Below are 12441 nucleotides of genomic sequence, written 5' to 3'. Positions count from 1 at the left end.
ACAGTCCGGGATCAATTTTGTGCATTAGCTTACTGTTTGCACAGGGTCACAACAGCACATAGGCAGGATGGCTTTGTGTTTGATGCCAGGTTTGTGAGTATGAAGCATGAGGGTTACCTCGTGTTTTGTTTAAGGATTCAACACCCATATCAAAATCGGTAACCCTCAACCTTTCAGGGGCCACTGTCAGAACAAGTCGCGACTAATACACCTTATCGAAGAAGAAGTCAGCAAATCTGTGGTATTAACCCGACTTTTCATTTTGGGAATAATTGTTTTTACGATTGTCGCCTGGCTATTTGGGAGGTGGAGTTATCTCTATATGCCCGCAGGTTTGCTATTTTTTGCCCTGCTTGATGTTCGCTCATCAGCTAAAGATTCAGGTAGAACGGTTTGTTGCCAGTTCAAGTTAATGAAATTTGCTGTCAGAAAAATGTTTTAATTATCAAAATTATACTTCTCATCGAGGAATTCACCTTTTGTATCATGGAGAGATTTTCCAACAAAATATAATTTCATCTTCGAAGTCATATTCCACGTCGGTCAGCGCACCATTGTCACGAAACACCACCTCAACCACGATGACATTTTCAAGCGTGATACGGTAATACTCCATTTGCTCGCCGCCAGCTTTACAGGTAGACAGCTGCACCGATTTGATTTTGTTGCCGTTTGATGAATAGAGCAGTGCGCCGGCCGTTGCCTTATCCACCTGGCAGTGAACGGCCAGGTTATGATAATTAACCTTTGCTCCCGCACCGGAACGGCCTGAGTTTCTTTTGGAACCCCACGAGTAAGCATCGACATCGGTCCAGCCGCTATGAGCGGCATCTCTGGATTCACCACTCACCCCATCAATTTTCAGGAAAACATTATTCACCTGGCACGGTCCTTTACTTTTCGTGTCATTTAAGTCTGATTGTTAACCGGTGGGTATTATTGCTTAACCGGTAAATTTACGAAACCTGTGGCAGAGTTTATTACTGACCCTTTCCTGATATTTCACCATCCTGTCCGCATTCCTTAATCTTTACGGAGGTGCGAATGAACCCACCCCTGAAAACACGTCGTCACCGTCATCGTAGCCTGGGCATAGCCTGCCTGATGACGGTTCTGGCCTCTGCATTTGCCCACGCATCGGAATGCGACGAGCTGGCCACCGTTCAGCGTCAGCTGGATCAGGTCCGGGCCTCTCGCTTGAGCGGGCCAGGGTGACCGCCGCGCAGGCTGACCCGGTTGAAGGCGGAGGTTATTTCTTTGACTACGGCCAGGCCGCGTCCCGCGCACAGCCGCGCACCCCGTCATACGTCGGCGGCAACTACCGGCGGGATCGCCCCTGATGGGCATGACCGTCGCACAGCAGGAGGCATTTAAGGCGTCCTCCGGCAGCCTGGATGTGAGCATCCTGTATAATAGTCCAATGGAACGCTTCTTCAGAAGCCTCAAGAATGAGTGGGTACCGGGCGACGGATTACATAAGCTTCAGCGATACAGCCTGCGCAATAACGGACTATATCGTCGGATATTACAGTGCGATCAGACCACATGATTATAACGGTGTGTTGCCACCAAACGAATCAGAAAATAGATGCTGGAAAAACTCTAACGCAGTGGCCAGTTTTTGTTGACCACTACAGTGCGCCAATGGCACACATTTTTGCCTTGCCACGCAGGCATAACCGCTCATACATCGCTTTCATCACCGGGTTAAATCTCAGGCCACACAACGAAGCCAGATACAGTTTCGCGCGGATTTCCGGCGGGCCGATTTTGGATAATTTCGGTTTCCCTCTGACTAATGCCGATCATTTAAGGATCGGTTGACCGATCCGGTTTATGCGGTAAAAAGGGTTCTATGTTCATCATGGAACCCTTTTTAAATGGAACTTTCCCAGGCCCTCGGCATCATCAATGCCGCCACTCCTGAGCGCGCCCGTAGTCTCGCCGACCTTATTCCTCCCGAGCTTATTCAGCAGGCGCTCACCCTGACCGATACCGTTACTTTGCGTAAACGTAAACTTTCCCTCGAATCCATGATTTGGCTTGTCGTTGGGATGTCCATTTTTTGCGATCGTCCGATGACCGAAATCGTCAATCTGATGGATATTACTGACCGGACCGGAGCTCCTTTTACCGCACGCAGCGCTGTCATTCAGCGCCGTAAGACTCTGGGTGAAAATGCAGTGCGGGAGCTTTTTGATATCACACAGCAGCACTGGAATCAGCAGGCTGCACATCCAAAATGGCACGGTCTGAATCTGTTTGCTGTCGACGGCGTGGTCTGGCGTACCGCCGATACGCCGGAAAACAGAGCCGTCTTCAGTAAACACAGCAGCCAGTACGGCGAAGGCGGCTATCCTCAGGTGCGAATGGTTTGTCTGATGGAGCTGAGCAGCCATCTGATCGCCGCCAGTGCATTCGACAGTGAAAAAGTCAGTGAAATGCGGCTGGCTGAGCACCTGACGGAGAAAACCCCGAATAACAGTATCACCCTGTTCGATAAGGGATTTTATTCGATGGGTCTGCTTCATCACTGGCAGACAGCAGGAGAACACCGTCACTGGTTGTTGCCGTTGAAAAAACACGTACAGTATCAGGTGGTTCGCCGTTTGGGGCGTGGAGATGAACTGATATGCCTGAAAACCAGTCCACGAGCCAGGAAGCAATGGCCAGGGGTCCCGGAAGAAATGGTGGCAAGACTGCTGACCCGCAGGGTAGACGGTAAAGAGAGGCAGGTGCTGACGTCACTGACAGACCCGAATCGCTATCCGGGTAAAGATATCAGCGAGCTATATCGCCACCGCTGGGAAATAGAACTGGGCTACCGGGAAGCAAAGCAGGGTATGCTGGACAGCCGGTGGACATTACGCAGTCGCCTGCCGGAGCTGGTGAGACAGGAGCTATGGGGGGTACTGCTGGCTTATAACCTGGTGCGATATCAGATGGTGCAGATGGCGTTCCATCTGAAAGGAGATTACCTGCCTTACCAGCTGAGCTTCAGTGGAGCGATAAGCGAAATAATCCGGATGCTGATAACCCTGCCCTGGGCTTCGCCGGGAAAAATGCCGGGAGAACTGAGAACCCTGTATGAACAGGCGAAATGGCTTGTGTTACCGGGTAGAAGAGAGCGAAGTTACCCGAGAGAGTTGAGGGTAAAGAGCAGGAAATATCCGGATAAAAAGGTTGCTGGTCACCTTAAGTGACCAGCATTATCCCTCTGACCGATGTGCCGGAGTATTTTTCAACACGGACCACGCCCAGAAATGCAGCAACCTGCTCTGCTGTATCGAAATGATGACCCCGCAGGATAACCAGCATATTCAGACCTAACTGATAACCCACGGATTTTATTGATGTTAGCAGGTCAAAATCCTTTTTTAATTCAGGATGCTGGTCGAGGTGGGTCAGGATCAGAGCGTCCAGATGCTCAGGCTCTGCGCTCAGGTTACGAAGCACATTTTCGATGGATTCAGTGACAGCAAGAGGTGTGTCCGTTGCCCGACATTTTTCCAGCCTGTTTTTTTCGCGGGTGCTGTCGGTGACAGGTGCATCACGTCGGCGGAGAAGTGCGCTGAGATGGCGGACATTCTCAGACGGGGGGACCCACGGTTCCGGCACCTTAAGTGCACCGTAGCAGGCGAGCATATAAGCATCAACCTGGTCGTTTTTTGTCAGAATGTCCATGCCACGCGCAAATTCTCTGCTGCGATGTGGGTTGGCGAGCGAAACTTTAGCTCCGGCCTTGTAGAGGCCGTATGCAAGCGATTCATGATAAACCCCGGTGGCCTCCATGATGATATGGACATTGGCAGGTTCACAGTGCTGTTTGCTGAGCCAGCCGATCACGGCATCGGCTGCATTGAAATCGTTTTTAAGCTTGCGGGTTTTTACCTTGCCTTTGACACCTTCCCGCAGCAGACATAAATCCAGGGTTTTCTTGCTGACATCGATACCGAGCTGAAACATAGATGTTTTCTCCTTTCACTGAACCATCATGCCTATTACCCTTGTACATGCAGAGTCATCGCTCCTGGCAACCGTTGAATGTTAATGCTGGCGTGAAAGGTGAAGCGGAGGGCTTTTTCTGCCAATCAAGGTTCTCGCCATTCCGGGAGGGGACAAGCTCACTCCGCTTCATGTGATGGTAGCTAACCACCATATGTCTATTACATACAAGGGAGGAGGCGCTCATACCATTACCTGTGAAGAAATATCGCGAGATGAGTTGCGCATTAAGATGAGCTACAGGGTTATACCATGCATGCAGGGGCTCTTTCTTCAATTGAAAGGTTGCTAAGGGAAAAAGATTAGTCCATAATGCACAGCATCTTACGGCATGTTACCAATAAAACTTCATGCTTATTAATAAGATAGGTTAGTTTTAAGTAAAAAAATAAAACCTGCCGACTTACCGAATATGCGGGAATAGCTCAGTTGGTAGAGCACGACCTTGCCAAGGTCGGGGTCGCGAGTTCGAGTCTCGTTTCCCGCTCCAGATTTCTAAATGCTTCGTTAATAAAAAATAAGTCGCTAAAAATCATATAAGTTCATTCGTTTTTTTACACTTTCTGAATTTTTCTTCAACAGAGTTATCCACAGGTTTTCTTGTGCATTGGTAAACCCGCATAATGTTTTTCGGGTGGCGGGGTAATATCTAATGTTCTGTTTTATATAGAATATTTAAAGTTTCGAATTGTCGGGCAGATCCCTTGTACTTTCAGTTTCGATTGAATAACAACAGCTTTTTATTTTTATCCACAATACGATTGTGAATCGGATGAACTGAAAATTATCCTGGTATTGTCACCTGTCACGGGATAAATCTTTGGCCATCGGCGAACCACCTGACTTAACTGACCGCTTTGCATGTCAATGGCATGAGCATTACGCCCGGAGGTGTGCCCTACAAATGCAATAGACTTGTCCAGTATCCCCCTCTCACTTGCTCAGTGTTGCCACGTTATCTGGCAGCTTGGGTACATTCCCTGTCGCCACATGACGAAACCTGCGCCGATATCCGGGACACTGGCCCCTGTAGTGCGTAAAATATTGCTTTGTCCCGTGCAGACAATTCGGTGAACGGCGGCATGTGCAGAACAGCTGACAGGCTGTGTACTCACCGATCACAGACTCTGGCGATTAGCCAGCGCGAGCAGGGATCATACCGTCAATACAATCAGAACAGGCTTTAACTGCACTGGTAATGCTATCCATTACCACATCTTCCTGCAGAATCGCCGGTAGCTGAAAGCAACAGACACGGCATGCTTATTGAATCGCACCCCACAGTGTGATGGCCAGGAAAAGGTGCAGTGTTGTGTATCAATCACGTCAGGTTTGGCGACATCGGCGCTCGGAGAGGTGGAAATACCAGCCTGCTGCAGGCTAATCAACCATTCACCAGAAAAAACACAGGCCCGCTTCCCCATTGAGAAGTAAGCACTATTTTCCTGACCAGCCCCTGCAGTCATTGACTGTCTCTGATTGGCGACGAACCGACAACAGTACGATACCCGGTACGATCGCCATGATAACGTATTAGCTCACCGGGCTTTTTCAGGCGATTAGGTAATACTCTGTCATACGCACGTTCCGGCGCGCACGGCTGTTTTTTCAGGGTACTGGCTGAGACTGTTGCGGCAGGTAGGGAATTCATTCATTCGCTGATACTCCACAGCGTGCTGGGACGCCTTCGTGGTGCGGGTGCGCACTATGCTGCGCTGTTTATGCCATTTCACCATAACATTGCTTTTCAGCCTGGTGAGCAGACGTGGTGCTTCTATCTTTACATCGGCACGACCAACTCACCCCTGCTGGCAGCGGCCCCATTTGATGCGGATGATGGAGATCGAGAGGATAAAACATGATTAACCTGAACCAGCAAGATAACCTGTCCAGGCTGCCCTGTTCTGTGTGGCCTGTAGAGTCTGTAGCACAACTTGAGTGTGATGCAGCGAATGCCCTGGGCATCACATTGTATGAACTGATGAAGCGTGCTGGCGAGGCGGCATTCAGTCACCTTTGTTTGCTTTGGCCGCAAAAACAGCATTGGTTAATTCTTTGTGGCCACGGTAATAACGGTGGTGACGGCTTCGTTATCGCCCGACTGGCTCAGGCGAGGGGGCTGACCGTTACGGTCATTGCTGATGAAGGCAATAAATCGCTACCGCAAGAGGCGCAGCAGGCGCGTAATGAATGGCTGGCTGCGGGAGGCGTCTCACAGGGTCTGGCAATGGACTGGCCGGATAAGGTAGACGTTATCGTGGATGCACTTTTAGGAACTGGCTTGAAGCATGCCCCTGAGGGCGCTTATCAGGCACTGATCGAGCGGGCCAATGCACATCCTGCGCCCGTTTTCGCGGTGGACATTCCTTCCGGCCTGATGGCAACGGAGGGCACGGCACCCGGCAAGGTTATTCAGGCCGATCACACACTGACCTTTATAGCGTTGAAGCCCGGTCTGCTCACCGGAAAAGCCAGGGATTACGTTGGGAAATTGCACTACCACGGGTTGAATCTGCAATCCTGGTTGGCCAGCCAGAATGCGCCTTTCGCTCGTTATGATGCCGCCTGCCTGGTCCGTTGGTTACAGCCCCGCAGGCCGAGTTGCCACAAAGGCAATAACGGCAAATTGTTGATTATAGGTGGTGATCACGGTACTGGCGGGGCGATTCGTCTGGTAGGTGAGGCGGCACTTCGGGCCGGTGCGGGGCTTGTGCGCGTGCTGACTCAAAAAGACAATATTGTGCCTTTGCTTACTGCCCGGCCAGAATTGATGGTTGACGAACTCAATAAGCAAACACTTGAAGATGCGCTGGAATGGACAGATGTCGTCGTGATTGGCCCAGGATTAGGTCAGGAGGACTGGGGTAAAAATGCGCTAAAAAAGGTAGAAAATTCTCAGAAACCTATGCTGTGGGACGCTGATGCCCTTAACTTGCTGGCAATCAATCCTGATAAACGTCAGAATCGGATCATTACGCCGCATCCCGGCGAGGCGGCTCGATTACTTGGTGTTAGTACAATCGAAATCGAGAGTGATCGCTTACTTTCGGCACAACGCCTTGCGAAGCAATATGGAGGTGTTGTGGTATTAAAAGGTGCCGGTACGCTGATTGCCACTGATAAAGGGCAACTTGCGTTTGCCGATGTGGGTAACGCAAGCATGGCGACGGGAGGAATGGGCGATGTGCTTTCCGGTATTATCGGTGGTCTGCTTGGGCAAAAACTTGCGTTGTACGAAGCTGCCTGTGCGGGTTGTGTTGTTCACGGTGCGGCAGCGGAACAGGTGTCAAAACGAACCGGACAGCGCGGCATGATTGCCAGTGACCTCTTTTCTGAACTGTATCTGTTTGTTAACCCAGAGATGTCTGATAAAAAATAATGAAAACCTGCATAATGACATTGTGCGATGAGGCAACCACGCTGGCATTAGGTGCCAGCGTGGCCCGCGCGAGTGAAAAAGGACTTATCCTTTATCTTTATGGCGATCTTGGTGCGGGAAAAACCACGTTTAGCCGTGGTTTCTTGCAGGCGCTGGGGCATCAGGGAAATGTGAAAAGCCCAACCTATACGCTGGTTGAACCCTATGATCTGCCAAATCACCAGATATATCATTTTGATCTCTATCGCCTGGCCGATCCGGAAGAACTTGAGTTTATGGGGATCCGTGACTATTTCTCCGCACAAAGTCTGTGTCTGATCGAATGGCCGCAGCAGGGGGCGGGGTTCTTGCCTCCTCCCGATCTGGAACTGCACCTCCGTTATGATCAACGGGCGCGTGAGGCGGAGTTAAAGGCCTGTTCAGCCGTTGGCGAAAAGTTAGTTCAGCAGGTTGCGATGGAAAAGGGTTGTTGAGGATGTTGCGGATGAAGTTTGGTTTTCTGTTAGCTTTTTTACTGACAACCTTTTCCAGTCTTGCGGCGAATCTCGCTGATATCAACGTTGCCAATGGCGTGAGTCAGGCCACCGTTACCTTGAGTTTTAACGGCCAACCGGTTTATGGATTTTTCCCGCTGCATAATCCCGATCATGTTGTGCTGGATATTCGTCAGAGTGGTGTGGTGAAGGGCTTACCGTTGAACTTCAGTGGCGAAAATATCGTCAAACGCATTCGCTCAAGCCAGCCGAAGCATAGCCAAAGTATTCGTCTGGTGCTTGAGCTGACTCAATCAGCAAAGACTCATGCGGTGACGCAGCTCCAGGGCAGCAATTACAAGGTTGTATTCACTATCCGGGCAGCGCATCCGGTAAAACACACGTCAACCGCGGCTGCAATAAGTTCGGTTTCAGGAGCGACATCATCTGCGCCGCCTGCCGCTAACCCTTTCAAGCCCAATCCGGTTACGGCTGTTACCAGCGGAGGGATCGTCACTGTGCCTGGCGGGCGCTCCCGTTCCGGCAATGATCTGGTCATTGTCGCAATTGATGCTGGTCATGGTGGGCAGGATCCCGGGGCTATTGGTGCAGGCGGATTGAAAGAAAAAAATGTAACGATCGCCATCGCACGCAAACTAAAAGCGCTTCTAAATGACGACCCGATGTTTAAGGGGATAATGACGCGGGATGGTGACTACTTTATTTCTGTTATGGGGCGTTCTGACGTGGCCCGCAAACAGAACGCGAATTTGCTGGTGTCGATCCATGCTGATGCGGCACCCAACCGCAGCGCTTCCGGTGCATCGGTCTGGGTGCTCTCTAACCGGCGAGCCAACAGTGAAATGGCGGGCTGGCTTGAGCAGCATGAGAAACAATCGGAGCTGTTAGGCGGGGCGGGAGACCTGCTGGCGAACAGTCAGGCCGACCCTTACCTCAGTCAGGCGGTGCTGGATTTGCAGTTCGGTCATTCTCAGCGCGTTGGCTATGATGTGGCCGTTAAGGTGATAGCCCAGCTTCAACGGGTAGGCGCCTTGCATAAACGCCGCCCGGAGCATGCAAGTCTCGGCGTACTGCGCTCGCCGGATATCCCTTCACTGCTGGTGGAAACCGGCTTTATCAGTAACCCTTCGGAGGAGCGACTGCTGGGCAGTAGCGCATACCAGCAGAAGATTGCCGAGTCGATTTATAAAGGACTGCAGAATTACTTCCTGGCGCATCCGCTGCAATCGGTCCCAAAGGAGGAAAACCGTCCGTTGCAACTCACAGCGGCGGTTAACGTTCAGCCCAATCCAGCGCCGGCCAATACGCATTACTCGGGGGCGGTGACACGTCATGTGGTAAAACGAGGCGAAACGCTGTCTGGTATTGCCGCTCAATATGGTGTCAGCACCGCAACATTGCGGTCAATCAATACGCTGAAAAAGGATGTGGTTTGGGTGGGACAGAGGTTAAAGGTCCCGGCGGTTAGTCGCCCTGCTACAGCCAGTCCGGCTGCAGCCAAAAAGCCCGTCAGGCATAAAGTAGTACGTGGGGATTCATTAACGGCGATAGCAGCCCACTACGGTGTCAGTTCAAAAGCGATTCAGCAGGCAAACAATATGAAGTCGCAAAATGTCATGCTGGGCCAGACGTTAGTTATCCCAGCATCGTGAAGCCTGAAAAGGTTAACCTTTTCAACCGTCCGATGGCAAAGGTGCTTTCATAAACAGCAAGGAACTTTACTATGCCGATTCAGGTGTTACCTCCTCAACTGGCTAATCAGATAGCCGCGGGTGAAGTGGTGGAGCGTCCCGCATCAGTGGTTAAAGAGCTGGTGGAAAACAGTCTGGACGCCGGGGCGACGCGAGTTGATATCGAGATTGAAAAAGGCGGGGCAAAACTGATCCGCATTCGTGATAACGGCTGTGGTATTAGCAAAGAAGACCTGGCAATGGCGTTGGCTCGTCATGCTACCAGTAAAATCGCCACGCTGGACGATCTTGAGGCCATTATGAGTCTGGGGTTTCGTGGCGAAGCGCTGGCCAGTATCAGTTCGGTATCACGCCTGCTGCTGACCTCACGCACGGCTGACCAAAATGAAGCCTGGCAGGCGTATGCAGAAGGACGCGACATGGCGGTGAGCATCAAACCGGCGGCTCATCCGCCTGGCTCTACCGTAGAGGTGCTGGATCTTTTTTACAATACGCCCGCTCGGCGTAAATTTATGCGCACTGAGAAAACCGAATTTACCCATATTGACGAAATCATTCGTCGTATCGCGCTGGCACGCTTTGATGTTTCCTTTTCGCTCAGTCATAACGGTAAGCTGGTGCGTCAATATCGCGCGGTAAGTGAAACCAGCCAGCGTGAGCGGCGTTTAGGTTCGATTTGCGGCACCACTTTTCTTAATCATGCGTTGGCAATTGAATGGCAACATGGCGATTTGAGCCTGAATGGCTGGGTTGTCGATCCGACCGCCTCAGGCAACGTGAGTGATTTGCAATACTGTTACGTCAATGGACGTATGATGCGCGACCGTCTGATCAATCATGCTATTCGTCAGTCCTGCCAGGACAAGTTAACGGATGATCGCCAGGCGGCATATGTACTCTATTTGCAGATCGATCCTCATCAGGTGGATGTCAACGTACATCCTGCGAAACATGAGGTGCGCTTTCATCAATCGCGGCTGGTACATGATTTCATTTATCAGGGCGTAAGCACTGCGCTTCAACAAACCGTTGCTGCAACCCTTACGCAGAGGGATGAGCCGATAGTGGGGTGGCAACCAGAGAACCGTCAGGCAGCGGGCGCCAACCGCTTTGCAGTTCCGCCTGCACCAAAAACGTCGGTTGTTCAGGAAAGTCAGCCCCCCCGTTATCAGCCCGTGATATCTGCGGATGCTGGCACGTCTCAGGAGCGCTGGCAGCGACAAACCCCCGTTTATCAAAAGCGTGAGGGCAGTGCCTATCAGCAATTGTTGCAAACCCCGGTGCTACCTGATGAGACAAATCGTCATGCCGTTTCCACGCAACATGATGATGCTCCAGCTGATGTCGGTCAGGCTCCGTTAAGTGGTCACAGTCAGAGTTTTGGACGTTTGCTGACGGTCGTGCAGGGCGTTTATGCCCTGGTCGAAGGACAAGAGCGTCTTGCACTGATTTCGCTGACGGTTGCGGAGCGTCGACTAAAGGAGGCACAGCTGGCACCAGGTAAAGATGGCCTGAAGGCACAGCCGCTGCTGATTCCGGTGCGCATAAAGTTGGAAAAGTCAGAACATGCTGCGTTAGAACGCTACGCTACCCTGCTGATATACATGGGAATCGAGCTTTTGTCCGATGAGCAGCATGTGACGCTGCGCGGTGTGCCTTTACCATTGCGGCAACAAAATTTACAAAACTTGATTCCAGAACTGCTAGGCTATCTCGCCCGACATCATGATGTGTCGGCAACCCAGGTAGCGCAATGGCTGGCACGTTCTACGGCAGTACAACAGACAGGTTGGAATCACTCGCAGGCGATAGCGCTACTGGCTGAAGTCGAAAGGCTTTGCCCGCAACTCACGACATCGCCACCCTCTGAATTATTGCAACATATTGATATTGAACAGGCGATGAACGCCCTGAAGCATGATTGAAACAGGTAAGGCTGGCCGGCCAAAGGCTATTTTTTTGATGGGTCCCACTGCTTCTGGCAAAACCGCGCTGGCTATTGCTTTGCGTCAGCGACTGCCAGTCGAATTGATAAGCGTGGATTCTGCGCTGATTTATCGGGGAATGGATATTGGTACGGCTAAACCGTCCCCTGAAGAACAGCGGCTTGCACCTCATCGTTTGCTGGATATTCGCGATCCCGCCGAGGCCTATTCTGCAGCGGAATTTCGTCGGGATGCCCTTGCTGAAATGGCGGATATTACCCGTAGCGGGCGAGTTCCATTGCTTGTCGGCGGCACGATGCTCTATTACAAAGCATTACTGGATGGATTATCGCCGTTGCCCCCGGCAGATCCTGAGGTGCGTAAGCGTATTGAGCTGATGGCGCTGGAACAAGGATGGGATGCCCTTCATCGCCAGTTGTGTCGTATTGATCCGGTTGCCGGAAATCGTATTCATCCGAATGATCCTCAGAGGCTCTCGCGAGCACTGGAAGTTTTTTTTATTTCGGGTCAAACTTTAACGGAACTGACTAACACTGCGGGTGAAGTGCTACCGTATGATGTAATTCAGTTTGCGATTGCCTCTCAGCGACGCGAACTTATTCACCAGCGCATTGCGTTGCGTTTTCAGCAAATGTTGACGTCAGGATTTGAAACAGAAGCCCGGGCGCTCTATGCACGTGGTGATTTGCATACGGATATGCCTTCTGTTCGCTGTGTTGGTTACCGCCAAATGTGGTCATATCTGGCGGGCGACATTGATTACGACGAGATGGTTTATCGGGGAATTTGTGCAACCCGACAACTGGCCAAACGCCAGATGACCTGGCTTCGTGGTTGGGAGAGTGTGCACTGGCTTGATAGTGAACACCCTGAGGTCGCTTTGGCGACGGTGCTACAGGTTCTTAGTGCGAAGCCTGGGTGATTGT

At 51.4% G+C, this 12441-nt stretch carries 8 protein-coding genes, 1 tRNA gene and 3 pseudogenes; 9 read left to right on the top strand and 3 right to left on the bottom strand.

Going from position 1 to position 12441, the window contains the following annotated elements; all coding sequences use genetic code 11:
• Window positions 1-484 precede the first annotated feature (484 nt).
• Complete coding sequence (locus LU633_RS21910; protein WP_016190775.1) at window positions 485-880, bottom strand: Hcp family type VI secretion system effector; 396 nt, start codon at window positions 878-880, stop codon at window positions 485-487.
• A gap of 164 nt (window positions 881-1044) precedes the next feature.
• On the opposite strand from LU633_RS21910, the gene LU633_RS26335 reads away from it, so the two are divergent.
• Both LU633_RS26335 and LU633_RS21900 read left to right on the top strand, forming a co-directional pair.
• Complete coding sequence (locus LU633_RS26335; RefSeq protein ID WP_407646967.1) at window positions 1045-1215, top strand: hypothetical protein; 171 nt, start codon at window positions 1045-1047, stop codon at window positions 1213-1215.
• 196 nt (window positions 1216-1411) lie between these two features.
• Window positions 1412-1628: pseudogene (locus LU633_RS21900) on the top strand (integrase core domain-containing protein); the annotation flags it as partial.
• 6 nt (window positions 1629-1634) lie between these two features.
• Here the strand turns inward: LU633_RS21900 and LU633_RS21895 are convergent.
• Window positions 1635-1796, bottom strand: a pseudogene (locus LU633_RS21895) (IS110 family transposase); the annotation flags it as partial.
• 84 nt (window positions 1797-1880) lie between these two features.
• Here LU633_RS21895 and LU633_RS21890 point away from each other — a divergent pair.
• Window positions 1881-3203: an IS4 family transposase gene (locus LU633_RS21890; RefSeq protein ID WP_046371795.1), complete on the top strand. Its 1323-nt coding sequence runs from the start codon at window positions 1881-1883 to the stop codon at window positions 3201-3203.
• Window positions 3204-3213: 10 nt separating this feature from the next.
• On the opposite strand, the pseudogene LU633_RS21885 reads toward LU633_RS21890, so the two are convergent.
• A pseudogene (locus LU633_RS21885) lies at window positions 3214-3966 on the bottom strand (IS110 family transposase); the annotation flags it as partial.
• A 453-nt stretch (window positions 3967-4419) separates the two neighbouring features.
• Between LU633_RS21885 and LU633_RS21880 the strand changes: the two are divergent.
• The 6 genes from LU633_RS21880 (at window position 4420) to miaA (ending at window position 12437) form a co-directional block, all read left to right on the top strand.
• Window positions 4420-4495, top strand: a tRNA-Gly gene (locus LU633_RS21880).
• Between the two features lie 1368 nt (window positions 4496-5863).
• The gene (gene nnr / locus LU633_RS21875; RefSeq protein ID WP_016190781.1) at window positions 5864-7384 is read left to right on the top strand and encodes a bifunctional ADP-dependent NAD(P)H-hydrate dehydratase/NAD(P)H-hydrate epimerase; all 1521 of its coding nucleotides are present in this window, start codon (window positions 5864-5866) and stop codon (window positions 7382-7384) included.
• Entirely contained in the window at window positions 7384-7857 is a 474-nt protein-coding gene (gene tsaE / locus LU633_RS21870; protein ID WP_016190782.1) for a tRNA (adenosine(37)-N6)-threonylcarbamoyltransferase complex ATPase subunit type 1 TsaE, read from the top strand. Before nnr ends, tsaE begins: the two co-directional genes overlap by 1 nt.
• Before the next feature lie 11 nt (window positions 7858-7868).
• Entirely contained in the window at window positions 7869-9530 is a 1662-nt protein-coding gene (gene amiB / locus LU633_RS21865) for an N-acetylmuramoyl-L-alanine amidase AmiB (protein ID WP_016190783.1), read from the top strand.
• Between the two features lie 71 nt (window positions 9531-9601).
• Window positions 9602-11494 (top strand): DNA mismatch repair endonuclease MutL, encoded by a 1893-nt coding sequence (mutL, locus tag LU633_RS21860; RefSeq protein WP_016190784.1) that lies wholly within the window; start codon window positions 9602-9604, stop codon window positions 11492-11494.
• Window positions 11487-12437, top strand: coding sequence for a tRNA (adenosine(37)-N6)-dimethylallyltransferase MiaA (gene miaA, locus LU633_RS21855; RefSeq protein ID WP_016190785.1), 951 nt, complete (start codon window positions 11487-11489; stop codon window positions 12435-12437). The genes mutL and miaA overlap by 8 nt, the downstream gene beginning before the upstream one ends.
• Window positions 12438-12441: the final 4 nt, after the last annotated feature.

Source organism: Erwinia tracheiphila (assembly GCF_021365465.1).
Classification (GTDB): domain Bacteria; phylum Pseudomonadota; class Gammaproteobacteria; order Enterobacterales; family Enterobacteriaceae; genus Erwinia; species Erwinia tracheiphila.
Note: the sequence above shows the minus strand (reverse complement) of the source record. Positions and strands in the feature narration are given on the sequence as shown.